Genomic DNA, 15,654 nt, shown 5'->3' on the forward strand with positions numbered 1-15,654 from the left:
TAATCTCTCTGGTTACAGTAGAATTTTACGATATTCGTTTTGCTTTCTTTCAGGGGACAGACAATTTGCCTCTCCAAGCCTGAACCCGAGGTTACTCGAGGAAATAATTGGAGCATCGATGTACGCTCTTTTTACAAACAAATAAATTTTCACATCAACGACTTCCCTTAGATAAGCAGAGACCAGTTGACGAAAAGTCGCAGAAAAATGCGAATTCATAAGCAGGCTTAAATACTCTTTTCTACTTTTAGGCTGAATTCTAATTTCTAAAGCTTGATACAGTTGAGCGCCTTGTTTACCTAATAATAATCCTCCACCTAGTTGATTATTGCGACCTAACCTCTTCCCTAAATGACTCAAGCTTTGTGCCGGCATTCTATAAGTCGTACTGCCAATCACCCTCGAATCAACATCTACTTTAAAGTATTCACACAGCAGTTGATTCAACCCTTGAAGAGACCGGGTCTTCAACCCGAGAAGAAAGCTAAAGCGTAAAAAGCTCGAGTCTGTTTGATCTAAAAGACTGTTTGGCAAAGCGTATAACTGAGAAAGTGCTGTTTTCTGACTTAATCGCGTTAATGTTTTTCCTAATACAGCTTCTTGCTCTTCTCTTAATAATGCGTTTCTAGCCGTTAGTCCATTGGATAAAAGTTCAAAATATCGTTGATTAAACACATCTAAAAAAGACTGCAAAGATGAACTTTCATCGTGTAAGCTTCGCAACAATTCATGGTAAATGTAATCAGGAATAATACCTCGACAACCAGAAAGCGCTTCTAATCCCACAGTCACCTTGATGTTATGGGGTGCATTTTCAATCGCGACCACATCCGCATTATCACCTACAGGCATAGGGTCTGGATGGTATTCAATTCTTTTTGAAAGCGAGATTTGACGCAATAACCTAATGACCTGAACAAACTCAAACTGTTGTGCATTACAAGATAAAGTGTCCATTAGAGACATAATTGGCTCCCATGGGTTTTCTGAAATTCAATACTGGCTTTATCATTGCCAAAACGCGTCAGTCGTAGTTGGATAAAACGATCAAAGCTACAAAATTGCTTTAGGTATAAATTAAGAACTTCACCGAGTACAGCAATGTTGCCGGATAACATGCTGTCATCAAGCATAATTTCGACAACGGTACCCGATGCAAAAATGGACTGCTGATGAAGACTCATTGGCGCTACGGTATGCAAGTAAGATACTTGTTTAATAGCGTCAGCTTGAGGGCACAGCCTTTCAGGTGAGCACATTCGTAACGATTCTTGCAGAACCTTTATTGGATTATCCGATTGAGTTAGGCTGGAAAAATTCGCGTTTAATAGTGCAATAAACCGCCAATTTAATTGATTATCTAAATTAGGGTATTGTGGTGCTGTTGGCGTATTTAACAGCACTAATTCGCCAGGTAACTCAATGGATTCGAGCAATTCTATTGGATGGTTTGTCGATAACAAACACGGCAAACGTCCATTGCAAGCTTTTAACTGCATAGACAGTAGAACGCTATTTTGCGTTTGCGACGAATTTAAATAACTAAGAGATAACGACACCTTGCGCTGCCCCTTTTCATTCCAGGTTTGACGCGTTTGCCACTGTGCTTGAGAAGCATCAAACCAATATCCGCCTTCATAAAGAGGGCTTAGCTCTATTTCTCCAGTCGGCAAGACTTCATAGACTTTTTCTACCGAGACGACGGTCGTTTCATTTGTCGACTCGAGACCTGCGATAACTGGCACCGCTAATTGAGAAAAATTATAGGTTATCGGCTCCCCACGACATTCAAATAAGTTGATTGCAGGAACCGTATTTAAACTAAAAACCCGTCGATCAAATAAACGTAAATATTCAACGGGCAATTGTTTAATAAAAAAGTTAATGATTAAAGATCCGCTAGAGAAAGAAGCAAGCTCTTTACCAAGGTTTGCTATTCTGAAATAGGCGGCTTTATCAGGGTAAATAAAATAATCACGCAATAAATCAAAGCCACTTATATGGTTCCCGTATTTTGGCAACCATTGAAAGCTGGCATCAGAAATACGTGACATTAGCCGTGTGGGAGAAATTTCGATTTGTTCACCGTCCGGAGAAACGATTGAGATGACTTCTGTATTCAATAAAAGAAGATCAATTAATCCTTTTGAATTGTTTTCAAAACCACGAACGTAAAAATCAAAATGCTTAAGATTCAATTGATTAAAAAGCATCTCTGGTGACACTGATGAAAGTTCTATTTGAATAACCGAATCCGCCTGCTTCAAATTATTGGGCGTCAAAAAATTAAACGGGGCGGATTCTGCTCGAATGTGTTGAATGTAGTAAGGGTCAATTTGCAAATCAGAGACAGTCGAAAATAGACATTCTTCACCCCCTTTCAGCTCAGCCGAAAGTTGAGCTCCTTTTGGAAGAAAAACAGACTCAGCCAATTTTTCCAGGTCTTCATTCAGTGTGACAGGCGCATAACTCGGTGAGGTCTGCAAATAACCTGGATATAAGATATTAAACAAATCCTGCAAGAGCTCAGGTAGCTGTTCATCAAATTTTTTTTCGGTTTTCGCGGTTAACAAAGCCATGCCATCGATTAAACGACTAATATTAGGGTCTTCATTACTGCTTTGATTCAGCTTCAATGAATTCGCTTGTTCAGGATTAGACCGTGAAAACTCAGTTAAGGACTTCCGAACGTAAGCTAATTCTCTTTCAAAATACCGCATTAATTGATCAGACAACTTCTTGACCCTCTAGGTTCGCCACTTGATCTGACAAACTTATATTCGAATCAAATAGAAACACATGGTTTCCATTCGCTGTTTTTACTTTCGCCATTAGAGAAAAACAAATGACGTTTTTTAAAGGGTCACTTTCCTCAACAAAAACACTCACCTCACTCAGTCGAGGTTCAAATGAACGAACCCAAGACTCAACTGAACGCGCGAACTGGTCTTTATCCATTTGACTGGAAATACTGTAAGAACTGTCTAATCCAAAACGAATGTTAGACGCTTCAACCTCTTTAAACCCTTTGGCGAAAGTCATCATTGGCGCTTCTGAGTTCAATAAGGTGCTCAACTGATAGCGAATAGATTCAAGAACATCATCGCCACGGCTTTGTTCGTCTCGCAAAAAAGCGTTCCAAAAGATCACACTAATGCCCCACTGGACCGACTTGAATCACTACCTAAGTCTGTTGAGAGCATCATTTCCCCACAAACATGATCAAATTGATACTGAGGCTGAATCAATACATCACAAGAATATCGGCCTTTTTCTCCTTCTATTTCTTTTACTGTCACTGACCCTTTGCTAAGAGGGTATCTCGCTAAAGTGGCTTCATCGGCACTGGATAAATTACTTGAGTATCGGTCTAACCAGCGATTTAAATACTGCTCACATTCTTGTGCTGTTTGGAAATTACCGATCATTCCACGAATTTGAACTTTCAGATAATGGGCTATTCGACAAACCATTAACGTTGTTTGCAACTGAGCCATTACCATGTCGCTCTCTTCTGTTCCAGTTTTCCAGACAGAGTTATTCCCTCTGAAAAAATATTTATCCGTCATCACACTATGACAAAGCGGAATAAAGCCTTGCTCGGCATAAAACACGCCCATACTCGTGATGAATCTCACATCGGGGGTCGGAGTCAAGGTACTAAAAGAACCTATGTTATTTTTGGGTACATTAACCAAAGCACCTGAATATTGGTCCTGCCAACGAGACTTCATAAAACCAAACCAATTAATTCGATTAAATTCTCTCATTGTAATACTGGCAAATAGAAAGGCGGCACTTCCCCACAAGCCTTTTTCGGATTTAAGAGATTCATCAAATAGAAACGTTTTAGACGATTCTTTTGTATAACGATCTCTTAACTTAACCCGAGGCATTGCCATACCAAGATAACGAGCTTCAGGTAAGCCCCTTAAACGCTGCCAGGATGTAAATTCTGAACCCGATAAAATTTTCTCAACTCGTCTTGTATCGGATAACCAATCCGCTCCTTTCTCTCCAAAAAAGTCATCCGCAGGAGAAAAGATAAAGGGACATAAACATAGATCGCCCAATCCAGCTAATAGTTCAAGCGTATAAATATCATCGTAATCTTGATCAAGACTAAATGTCACCGCGTGGTCAACCAACAACATACCGAAAGGTTGGCCGCCCGATGTATTCAGCTCTCGATTACCAACCAAATTATACAAAAGCGTCCGTCGCAGAGAGATGGAGTTATTCATATTCTGGGATAGCGCTTCCCATGTTAAGTCCAAAATTCGAACTTTCACTTTATTGCCGTTTATCGGTAGATAGGCTAAAGAATACACGCCATTCCAAGTGGCTTCTAAAGACTGAAAGTCTGGGTGATGAATGATTTTTGAGACTTGTTGGGAGAGCTCTGCGTCAATCTTTGCGATCAAGTAATTTATCGACGCGATAAACGTACTTGCATTCGTTAACATGTCTTCGTTAAGTTCCGCTAGACAAGCCAGCGCACAAACTAGGTAGTCATCTTGATCTGAATCGAGTTGATTAAACTCATTTTGCAAAGACTCTTTAAACATTGTCATTCACACCCAAAACATTCAATCCAAAAGAAGCGTATAACTTAGCCTGGTATTTTCGTAACCATACGCACGGACGTTGTGAGTTCTTCCAATTGTAGCCACGGACGTAAATGCGCCACAGCGGAATAAGACCCAGGACGACCAGGTTGTTCAACAACGCTAATGGACGATTCACACAACGGTGTTTTAGAGCGCTCTGCGTTACCCGTCGCACCCGAGTTCGTGTATTGATCAATCCACGTTTGCAGGTTTTTCTGTAAATCAGGCGCTTCTAAGTTCGACCCTAGCATGTCACGGCCCATTACTTTCAGATAATGCGCAATGCGGCTACTGGCCATAATATAAGGAAGGCGAGCCGAAATAGCGGCGTTAGAGGTGGCATCAGGGTCTGTGTACACTTTCGGTTTTTGTGCCGTTTGACTACCAATAAAGACACCGTAATTGGTGTTTTTATAATGCACCAAAGGAAGGAAACCAAGATCACTTAATTCTTTTTCACGCTCATCGGTCAAGTTCACTTCAATTGGACACTGCTGCTGTAAATCACCCGCCAAAGATTTATACGTTAAATTAGGTAGGTTTTCTACTTTACCACCGTTATCCAAACCACGAATGGCGGTACACCAGCCAAAGGCCGTATGAGACTGGGTCATTTTAAGACCTAACTCAAATGCCGCATTAGACCAAACCAATTGAGAATTATTTTTTGGTAACGGGTTACCATCGGCGTCATTACTCAGTTCTTCAAAGTCAAAACTATTCGTTGACAATCCTTTTTTACCGTATGGTAAGCGTGCTAAGGTTTGTGGCAATGTTAAGCTGACATAACGCGCATCATCACTTTCTCTAAAGGCATTCCAAGAAGCATAAGAAGGAGAGTCAAAACCAGAAGCAACCGGTTTACCTTCGTTAAACGTTTCAAACGAGTTAAATTCGAACATTTCCGGATTAGCGGCCGCAATAAACGGAGCGTGACTTGCGGCGGCCGTTTCGCCCATATAACGCAGTAACGCAATGTCCTCGTCTTTATGGGAAAATTGGAAATCCCCCACTAACAACCCGTAAGGTTCACCACCAGCGGTACCAAATTCTTTTTGATATAACGCATCAAAAAGAGGACTTCTATCAACCGCGGGAGCATCTTCAAATTGATCTAGAAGCTCTTCTCTCTGGAAGTCGACCAATTTAATTTTAAGGCTGCGTCCAGTCTCACTTTCGCGCACCAGTTTGCCTAAACCACGCCAAGAACCTTCAAGCCGTCTGAATTCATCTTGTTGCATGATGGCAGAAAGTTGAATGGACATTTGCTTATCAATTTCTGCAATGGCATTTTCTATGGTTTTTGTAACGTTCTTATCCCAGACAACCGTTCCACTTAGAGCTTGTTCTGCAAGAACAGAGAACAGCTCTTTCGTTGTATCGGCTGGGGTTTGTGTCGTTGCCGCAATCGCGCGATCCAAAAAGCTAACGGAGCCTTCTTCAGCTTGCGCGGCTGTTTGAGTGTCTAATTCTGTACTCATTATTCGTCTCCTTTGGATTCTACGCCCAACTCACTTGAAAGCGCATTGATTGTATCCGCGCTTTGCAACACTTCTTTTAGTAGCTTTTCTAAATCTCGTGAACGATCCGCTTTAGACAATAATGTTTTTAGTTGTTGGCGTGTTTCAGCTAATTTTTTTAAAGGCTCAACATTTTCAACTAATGCATCCGGCTCAAAATCTTTCATTGAAGAGAATTTCAATGCGGCTTCAAATTGGCTTCCATCATCTGAAAGCGTGTTATCCACTTTCAGTTTCAGCTCTGGACCAACACGCTTCATCACTGTATCAAAGTTATCTTTATCAATTTGATAAAACGTTCTGTCTTCTAACTCTTCACGGTCTTCTTTATGCGCAGAGAAATCACCAATAACACCAACAACAAAAGGCAATTCTTTGTTCTCTAACGCCCCATTCGTTTCAACATCGTATGTGATGCTGACGCGGTTTTTACTTACGCGCTTATGCTGTGAATTTAAAGCCACGTTGAACCTCCTGAATATTTATTATTTATAAGTTAGCTTTAGAAACTAACTTCGCTGTTGGACAATCGAACTTAACTGTATCGCCTTTAGAGATCGTGCCATCTTGATCTTCATAGTAGTAAACTTGGGAGATAGATGTATAAACTAAAGAGAAGCTTTCATCAGGTAATCCACCGTCAAAACCTGAAACAGCATAATCACCTACACGAGCGCCTTCCAAAGTGATGATCAAATAAGGAACCACACCTTCACCACCACGATCCGGTTTAGTTAAAACAATTTCAATTGTTCTACCATCTTTGCCTGGAGCAAATAAGAACGTAGTAAGGTAAGGAGATGCACCATCAGAGGCGCGAGAAATACTAATAGGATTAGATGAAATAGTACCTGTATCCGCATTGTTTGCATTACCGATATTAACGGAGACACTTCTGGCGGCAGACCAGTTCATTGAATTAATTGCAAAAAAACCTTTTTTACCACCAATATCTTCAACTGTAGCCGCACCTTTAACATCGGTAAGACCATCAATTCTCATGAATATAGAAGCCATTTTGATTTCCTCATTTATTTAATTTAAATATCACATTATGTGACGCACCTGTTACTTACACACTACCATTGAAAACTTGCAACGCTACTAGCACTGTCATCCTGGCTAGACTCTGTTTCTTGGTTTACTGATGGAGGAGCCTCTTCCACAAAAGAAGACGGCTCATCAGAGTGAGACCCAACAACATCAGCCACTTTATTTGCCTCAACAGTCGCAGGTTGCGTCGTTACAGGAGAAAAGCCTGGTTGATCGTTAGGTTTATCTACTTTAATAGAACTCACATGATCGGCACTTTCCATGCCAGCTAACTGACTAATCCTATATTGAACCGATGCATCATCACCAACTAGCTCGTCTAATAACTCAGGTAATGACATAGACCCCCATCGAATGGCTCTTTTTAAAAGGAGATAGACTGGACTATGAGGCTCCGCTTTTAAGAAATAATCCGCTATTCTTTGTAACTCCACAAACGCTTGATCACGATTCATTTCGGAGCGGCTGTAATGTGTGGCAAGGGCGTGGGGCTCTCGCCCTGATTGTTCAGTTGGCACATCATTTTGGGCGGATTCAAGATTTTCAGATTGAGGTGACGTCTCACTGATCTCTTCAATAACAGCGGCTGGCTCATCTTTATCTAAAGGCCATTTAGCAAAACCATCCCCAACCATATATTTCATGGAGTTAATGATTTTTTCGACAATACTTTTAACAAATTTAAAGCTGACACCTTGGGCACCCACTTTTATACATTGATCAGAAATTGTACTTTCGATATTAACCAGAGCCTCATGGATTCGCCCTAATGCAAGAATTTGATCCGTAACCGCTTCTTTTTCGCTCGCTAAGGCCTGCATGGCTTTTTCTTTCAATTGTGACAAGGACCCATTTTTTTCGGCCGTAAAGTATTTTGCATAATCAATGTCATCGATTAACACTTGCATCTGCAAAGGCATGTATAAAAGTCCGCTTTCTGCCGTATCGCCAACCAATTGCAATAACGGCTTAATGCGACCTTCTGCCCATTCTTTTTGTTTTTCAGTATCGCTTTCCCCTTTCAGCTTACTCTCTGGCGCCTTAGGATGCAGCGACTCCCAAAAATGCGTGACAATGTAGTCAAACGTACTCAATGAGTTTGATAGGTTCTCAAGTGGTGTTTTAGTAAATAGCTGAGAAACGGCATGCCAAGATAAGATTTCGATGTCTTTAGAGATATTTTGTAAACAATCATGGCATTCATTGGATAAATTATCCCAATTTTCAGCATTCGCTAACACGAGTTCATTGTCGTTAATCGCATCGGGGTCCTCGACCAAACGTCGAAAAGAAGACTGAGCAATATTAAAAGCGTTTCGATAACCACGGTATACAGAGCGATTATCTTTGAGGTATTCACCACAAGGGCTGTCTTCTGAAATAGGTTCTATTAACGCATCTAACATACAGGCTTTCCTAAAAAATTCATTGCTTAACCGCCAATCATTACGGTTGGCAAACCCAGGACAATCGTCCCACCATGGGCCGTACTGTCTCCCATTCTTGCCGCAGGCATATTACCGATAAGAACCGTCGCACTGCCCTTAACAATAGAATCCGGTGGTCCAACACACACACACATATCGGTTAAACGAGCAGCAGGCAGCATTCCAATTAACACATTAGGGGCACCTGGACTAATGATAGGTCCACCGACATGAGGTATCGGAGGTAGCCCCGGAGTTAACATTGGACAAACATGCATATCCGTTAAACGTGCAGCAGGTGGCATAGTCTGTTCTCCTATCTCTTGATCATTCCAGGACCGCCATTTGCCAAGTCAAGAGCCATAGCAAACACCGATTTATAATAAGACGTATAGCTTTTCCACTCGGGTACCACGGCGGCCGTGTTAATTGCGCCGGCGGCCGCTTTGGAATATAAAAACGCCTTTGGAAAAACCACTGGTGCATCAATGGGCGCTAGGCTTCCACTTCCATTCCAGACAACGGCTTGTGATAACCAAAAAATAGCACTGGTGTTTTTAATCCGTTTTAACTTTTGCTCGATAGCACGCCTTTGACCTTCCTGTGGCTCTTTCACCCAGCGTTTACAATCCTGCAATAACTGCAACTCCAAAGGGGTCCAAACATCCTCTCTAATTTCTAATGCGTTAACAGTCCACCAAAGCACTTCTCTCATGGGTAAAGCATGACAATAGAAATGCGTTAAATCTAAAAACAGCGCTTTATCATATAAAACATCAATTACGTCTTTTGGGGCGTTGCCTTCATTTACCAAAGCCATCGCGTCTTCAGACAATTCAAAATGGCCAAATAACGTCTTACAATCTTGGAAAGGAATTTTTTTATACACTTAATTCACCATCACTATTGCGCCTTTAACCGTTGTTTGGCCACCTGCGGACAGTTCAGCCATTGCACTGCCTTTAACCGTCGCTTTCACATCGCCTTGCAGTGTTGCGTTTAAGCCCTTTGCTGAAAGTTCTGCACCCGCTTTCATCGTTAAGTTAATGCCTGCTGTAAAACTTATATTGCCATCCGATTTAAAGTTCATGGGGTTCGCTTTCAATGTAAAACTGCCACCTTTTAAGGTTAACGAGGTAGACCCGGTGATATTCACATTCGGACTGGATATATCAATTTTTGAGTCCGTCATCACTATCTGACTGCCACCGACCACTAACTTTAATTTGTCTGTGGCCGTGAGAGTGATGGTTTTACTTTTGTCAGAAATGGACTCTTTTGCATTCAATGAGTAGTCTTGATCGGACTTAAGAGTGATGTTTTCTTTTGTTGTTAATGAATAGTCAATTTCAGCCGTTTCGGTAATACTTTTCGTCACCGTGGTCTTCTTTTCTCCACCAACGGTTTCAGTATGATCATTCACAGTATCGTGAGAGAAATCTTTAGCGGCATGAAGATAAAAAGATTCGTTATCTTTTTTATCATCAAACCTCAACTCATTTGCCTCACCTTTTTGTTTTGTTATAAAACCAGTTTGTGTGGTGTTTGCCGTGGCATAAGGAGGTTTATGCTTACTGTTATAAACACTTGAAACAATAACAGGTTGATCAGGATCACCATTAATGAAACTCACTAAAACTTCATGGCCGGCTCTTGGTAGAAACTGAAAGCCATAGCCGTTACCCGCCATTGCTTGGGCCACGCGCACCCAACAACTTGTTTTATCGCCTGTTTCAGTGTCCCAGTGAAATTTAATTCTCACTCTTCCAAAGTCATCACACGCAGGCTCATCATCATTTTTACCTGAAACGACAGCGGTTTGCAGACCATGCAACACCGGCTTCTGTATTTCTTGCGGATAAAAAACATGGCTGTCTGGCACACAGACAAATTCATTTCGTCGACTTAATACATTACGCTCAGAGTGATCAAAAGTAGAGGTTAGCTCCGTAATAAGAAACGAACCTTCTTGATCCGTATCTGGGTGAGAATTCATTTTTAAATAATAACCCACGGCAAGTTCAAAAGAATCGGTCTCGCCATAAACAAGATCATGCTTACTTTCAACTTGCGCTTTTTGAATCGTCACTAAAGAAGCGGCTAGATCCGTGTATTTACCAGTTACACTTGCCGCAGGGTAGCGGTACTCTTTGAATTTAGTATTCCCAGAAACCGCATTAGCAACCGCTTTCGCTTTACTGGTAACCAACTTGGATTGGTTGTAATCAAAATTAGCAATTTCAAGGGACGCCGTATGGTAATTATTTTCATTTTGCCACTTTGAACACACGTCATAATCACCTGTTGGCGCGATAAAATGGTCTAACGTCACCAGTCCATCTTTAGAAAAAGGCTTTGAAGCATCTTGCAGATATAGCGTGGAGGCGTTCTTATCTTTACCATAATAAAAATGCACACCCTCTTCGGCTAATAAACGAGTCACAAAAGTTAAATCATTCTCCCCAAATTGAACACAATACTCTCTTTTGACCGCAGGCATACTTTTGACACTGTACTGTCCTTTGAAGCCAAGTTCATCGAATATTGAAGTAACAATCTCTTGTACCGTCTCTTCCTGAAATACGCGATGTTGTTTACTAAATTGGAGAAGCTTAATCCATGGTTCAATGACCAAAGACATACCAAAATAGGTGCTTTCAATCTGCTGGGTCATCGACTTAGAAGACGTTACATAGCCTTGAAAGACTCTATCCGCTAAACGGCCAGAGCCTAGAGAATTATAAATTTTGCAATCAACCTTCGTACCAATCCAATCATTCGCAGAACCAAGCGTTGTTAGTATCTGAGCTTCAATACGAGTAATACCGCTAATACTCTCTGTTACCCATAACTTTTCACAAACAAACTCATCCCCTGAACTGTTTACAAGCACTAGATTGCTGTTATCTGGATTAATTAGTTCATTCATAATTGGCTCTATACTGAAATCACCTTATTCACTGCTCTACGTCCGTTTGTTGCGGAACGTTTACCAAATCCGCAAAACGAATTAATTGTATAGGGGGATATTGGTCAATCGCTTTTGCCGTGGACATATTTATAGAAATCGAAAACTGACTTAATGCCGCGACTTCAAGCTCACCTGGCACCTTCCCCTCAACCAAAATCTTCTTCGCCTGACTGCCCGCGAATCGACCGACACGATAATATTTATTCGAAACAGAAATCAAAGCATTAGAGTTCGTCACCATGGAGTCATAAGCGCTCGCAACGGGCAGCTTATATTTCAACGCCGCCTCGGTAAACTGATCGGCATGATCTAAGTTATACGAACTTGAACCCACATAGACGACATCCACACCCTCTAAAGCTAAAGAGGACATAAGTTCATCAAATTGCTCTGGATAAGGTACGCCTTTATCATCAAGAACATACACTTCTTTAAAAAGTTCGAACTTCATTTCTTTAGACAGCGAGTCCAAATTTTGAGTATTTAAAATGGAATTTAATTCCGCCTCAGAATAAATAACCCCCACTTTATTGACTGGAAAATAATCTCTCATGGCTCTAATCTGAACTTCATCAGGAATTCTGTTGCGAATACCCGTAACCATTGCACGACCACTGTTTTCATATGAAGCCACAATATCAGCACCAATAGGATCCGCTACAATCATAAATAAAACGGGGATATCTCCTAGTTTAGTGCCAGAACCAAACTCCTCTATGGTTCCTATGACGCCTTTGCTGACACTGGTTCCCCATGTAACCACCAAGTCAGGTTGAAGCCTTTTTGCTTCTTCGACAAAGGCATTTAACCGACTTTTATTACGATTTGCATCGCGAACAATAATATTGGCGGAAACACCAGAGTCTTTGATATAACTTTGAAAACCTTCACAGGCTTCTTCACATCCTCGCCAAACCACCATAAAGATAGTTTTAGGCGTTACATTAGAATCCACTTCTGTTGTAGACGTATCCTCAGCGAATACACTCACCGAATAGAAACCACTTACCAAGCAAATGAGACCGAGCAACCATTGCTTCATTGACTTACCTCAACCATTTCATCTTTGGCGTTTCTAAGAAACAGCAACATCATCATCCCAGCAAGAACAATCCCAACACCAACAATCATCATAGTCTCACCGAAGTCATAGTAAGCCAATAAACTGGCCACAATGACCGGCCCAAGAACACTACCAATGCGTTCAGATGTTCTCAGAATACCTAAAACAGTTGTCCTACCTACTTCTGGGGTCGATTCAGCCGCTTCCAATGCAGATGCAATAAGAGGCGCTTTAAGAATAGAATGTGCGACCCCCATCAGGCCAACGGCAAGCAATACTTTATAGAAGGAAGCTTCACCGTAAAGGGAGATAAGAATGGCACCAGATAATAAAGTGCCTAAAACAACCAGCTCTTTCATTTTCTTAGTTTTATCAGCAATCCCTGAAGCAATAGGACTCAATGGAATAATGATCAAAGAGTAGATCATCATAATACGACCAATTTCTGATTGACTTGCCTCCAAAGAAACAAGATAAAGCGGAACCATAAAGTATAAAAAACCAGTCAAGACAATTTTTGCAGGAATGGCACAACACAAAACAATGGAGACAAACTTAATGTTCTTAGCCAATAGCCACAATCCAGACTGGCCGTTTGCAGCCACTTTTTTAGGCTCGCTATTAATTGATCCTGAAAACATTCTCCAAGCGAGAAGGCCAGAAAAAGTAGCCAGAACCGCAGAGATCAAGAAGACAGGCTGGTAACCTATTCTATCCGCAATAATGGCGCCAAGCGCCGTACCACACATAGTGGCCGTCATTAACACACCAACAAAAATGGCCATCCCTTTGGCTCTGTTTTCAGATGAAACCACGGCCGCTATATAGCTTTGACAGCTAATTGTAATCAGTGCATAGCCAAAAGCCGTAATGCCTCGAGAAATAACGATATCCATACTGTCTTGAGCAAAAGCACAGCCTAAATAACCAGCAATCGCGGGAATGAGCCCTAATAAGAACAATGGTTTTTGTCCCCATTTATCCACCCACTTCGCGGAAAATGGAGTCGATATGGCAATAACAAGCATAAAGACCGAAATAGGGAGGCCCAACATGACATCACGAGATATCCATTGGTTTGGCTCATAATACTCGGCCACAAAAAGAGGCATAAAGGACTTCTGTAATTCTTCTGCAAATGAGAAGACAAAGAGAGGAATACGAGCATCTAAAATATCGCCATTTTTCATACTCAACTTTGTTTGTAAATTAAATTTTTCCGCAATCTTTTGTAAGCGAGTTTTTACCTCAGAAGGTTCTGCATCTTCAGAATTGGAGCCAACAACCCGAGAAAAGGTCTTAGTAAACTTACCCTGTAAGTCACGAGAGTCTTCATTTAATTTAACGATAAAATGTCCGATTGATCCTTTTGTAGAAACCGATTCTTTTACTGAAAAATCCCCCTCTATTTGTCGTTTAAGAATGGTTTCCGATTCTTCGAGAGGCCCAGAGATATAAAACATGACCACAACCATAACCACTTCAAAACAGACTAATAAAACGGCCACAAGAACAATGGCAATATCGAAAAACATATCCGCCAACTGACTGCGAATAAAATTTGAGTTTAATCCAACAAATACGCCACCAGCTTTATTATCTTGATAATTGATGCCCATTTCATAAACATCTTTATTTTGAGTATCGCTTGATAAATCTGGAAAAAAGCTGAATAACTCTTTGCGGATCAATTCCAAACGATCTAATAAAGAAGCACCAAAATAATTAACCGTTGAGCTGTTTTCACTTATGTCTTTGGCACCACTCATATCGGCTACGTCACCAGCCGAATAAAGTAGTTTATCGTTTTCAGATAACACCGCGATAAAAGTCAGCTCGGGATATTTACTCAATGTTTCAGATAAATAGTCATCCATACCACGAATACGATCTATAGGAACACCAGAAGTAATAGCTAATTCAACGTCGTCATGAATGACTTGAGAAATGGCATTCGCTTTTTTTAAAATTTCCGGTTTAATCGAAAAATTAAACTCAACTAGGGTATAAGTCGCACTTAAAATTGACGCTAATAAAGCACTGATAACCGTCACCAAAATAACACGGCGGTTAATTAAGCCAGCCATACTTTTTGCTTTATTCATTGCTTACTACCTTTCGTCGCGGAAGAATCGTCTGCCAACCCTTGAACACTCTCTAACTCTTGAACAACTTTAATTTTCATCTTTTTGCTTTGCTCAATCTGATCAGCAAAAACAGAAGAAATACTCCCTTTTACGACTAAAGGTGTCGTTTCTTCACGCCCATCAGAATGCACCTGTATCAGCTTAATAATGTTGGTCACATCGCCAAAACCAAATTGAATGATAAGAAGAACAATCAACGCAAAAAATAAAAAAATAAAGACGGTCATTTCTAACAAATGCAACTGAACAAATGAATACACACCATAAAAAGACGCTTTATCATAAGTAATAACGACGCTGCCTATTAAATTATCAAAACCATCAAACAATCGCATACCGCTGTATAAATAAAGATCCACACTTAAGTTCCAATTTTTATCATTAGACTTCAATGCGCGTCGAACAACTTCACTATCAGGGAAAGGCAAACCAGAGGCTCGATTGGTAGAAAAGATGACATTACCTTTTAAATCAATAACATCAATACTGGAAACATTCTGATCTCGCTGCTTCGCTTTATCCATCAAATCGGACACATTATTTGCAGATTTTAGAGGAATTCCCAAACGATCGGCTTTTAAAATAGACGTTTCTAGAGAAGAGGAAATCACATCCAATTTAGAAGAAACAACATCCGACATCAAACTGTCGAATTTCATAAAATTCATTAAATATAGAAGGCTTAGTACTGAAATTAAAATCGTCCATACAGTAATTACAAGTCTAAGATGAACTTCAAAAAAAGCTTTCATAATAAAACCTTGAAAAGTGCAAATAGATTACCTAAATGGAATACTCAAAACACATAAAAACGCAAATAATTAGCAAGAATTAAGTACCATTTTATAACCATAGCTTATTTC

At 40.6% G+C, this 15,654-nt stretch carries 14 protein-coding genes; all 14 read right to left on the reverse strand.

Annotated elements, in window-relative coordinates; translation table 11 throughout:
* Positions 1–12: 12 nt before the first annotated feature.
* On the reverse strand, positions 13–966 hold the full coding sequence (locus IEZ33_RS17250; protein ID WP_191601245.1) for a type VI secretion system baseplate subunit TssG: 954 nt from the start codon (positions 964–966) through the stop codon (positions 13–15).
* Positions 957–2,735 (reverse strand): type VI secretion system baseplate subunit TssF, encoded by a 1,779-nt coding sequence (tssF, locus tag IEZ33_RS17255; protein ID WP_191601246.1) that lies wholly within the window; start codon positions 2,733–2,735, stop codon positions 957–959. Before tssF ends, IEZ33_RS17250 begins: the two co-directional genes overlap by 10 nt.
* On the reverse strand, positions 2,728–3,150 hold the full coding sequence (gene tssE, locus IEZ33_RS17260; RefSeq protein WP_191601247.1) for a type VI secretion system baseplate subunit TssE: 423 nt from the start codon (positions 3,148–3,150) through the stop codon (positions 2,728–2,730). The genes tssF and tssE overlap by 8 nt, the downstream gene beginning before the upstream one ends.
* Positions 3,147–4,574: a type VI secretion system contractile sheath domain-containing protein gene (locus tag IEZ33_RS17265; RefSeq protein WP_206696874.1), complete on the reverse strand. Its 1,428-nt coding sequence runs from the start codon at positions 4,572–4,574 to the stop codon at positions 3,147–3,149. The genes tssE and IEZ33_RS17265 overlap by 4 nt, the downstream gene beginning before the upstream one ends.
* 38 nt (positions 4,575–4,612) lie before the next feature.
* Entirely contained in the window at positions 4,613–6,091 is a 1,479-nt protein-coding gene (gene tssC, locus IEZ33_RS17270) for a type VI secretion system contractile sheath large subunit (protein WP_191601248.1), read from the reverse strand.
* Complete coding sequence (gene tssB / locus IEZ33_RS17275; protein ID WP_191601249.1) at positions 6,091–6,594, reverse strand: type VI secretion system contractile sheath small subunit; 504 nt, start codon at positions 6,592–6,594, stop codon at positions 6,091–6,093. Before tssB ends, tssC begins: the two co-directional genes overlap by 1 nt.
* Positions 6,595–6,619: 25 nt before the next feature.
* The gene (locus IEZ33_RS17280) at positions 6,620–7,147 is read right to left on the reverse strand and encodes an Hcp family type VI secretion system effector (RefSeq protein WP_191601250.1); all 528 of its coding nucleotides are present in this window, start codon (positions 7,145–7,147) and stop codon (positions 6,620–6,622) included.
* Between the two features lie 62 nt (positions 7,148–7,209).
* Positions 7,210–8,589: a type VI secretion system protein TssA gene (locus IEZ33_RS17285; RefSeq protein ID WP_191601251.1), complete on the reverse strand. Its 1,380-nt coding sequence runs from the start codon at positions 8,587–8,589 to the stop codon at positions 7,210–7,212.
* 26 nt (positions 8,590–8,615) lie between these two features.
* Positions 8,616–8,915, reverse strand: a complete 300-nt coding sequence (locus IEZ33_RS17290; RefSeq protein WP_191601252.1) for a PAAR domain-containing protein — start codon at positions 8,913–8,915, stop codon at positions 8,616–8,618.
* Positions 8,916–8,926: 11 nt separating this feature from the next.
* Positions 8,927–9,499 (reverse strand): DUF6931 family protein, encoded by a 573-nt coding sequence (locus tag IEZ33_RS17295; RefSeq protein WP_191601253.1) that lies wholly within the window; start codon positions 9,497–9,499, stop codon positions 8,927–8,929.
* On the reverse strand, positions 9,500–11,539 hold the full coding sequence (locus IEZ33_RS17300; RefSeq protein ID WP_191601254.1) for a type VI secretion system Vgr family protein: 2,040 nt from the start codon (positions 11,537–11,539) through the stop codon (positions 9,500–9,502). It lies immediately after the preceding gene.
* Between the two features lie 28 nt (positions 11,540–11,567).
* A complete protein-coding gene (locus IEZ33_RS17305) occupies positions 11,568–12,623 on the reverse strand; it encodes an ABC transporter substrate-binding protein (RefSeq protein ID WP_191601255.1) in 1,056 nt (351 codons plus the stop codon).
* Positions 12,620–14,749: an MFS transporter gene (locus IEZ33_RS17310; protein WP_191601256.1), complete on the reverse strand. Its 2,130-nt coding sequence runs from the start codon at positions 14,747–14,749 to the stop codon at positions 12,620–12,622. The genes IEZ33_RS17305 and IEZ33_RS17310 overlap by 4 nt, the downstream gene beginning before the upstream one ends.
* The gene (locus tag IEZ33_RS17315; RefSeq protein ID WP_191601257.1) at positions 14,746–15,543 is read right to left on the reverse strand and encodes a hypothetical protein; all 798 of its coding nucleotides are present in this window, start codon (positions 15,541–15,543) and stop codon (positions 14,746–14,748) included. The genes IEZ33_RS17310 and IEZ33_RS17315 overlap by 4 nt, the downstream gene beginning before the upstream one ends.
* Positions 15,544–15,654: the final 111 nt, after the last annotated feature.

Origin of the sequence: Marinomonas algicola (genome assembly GCF_014805825.1) — a bacterium.
Classification (GTDB): domain Bacteria; phylum Pseudomonadota; class Gammaproteobacteria; order Pseudomonadales; family Marinomonadaceae; genus Marinomonas; species Marinomonas algicola.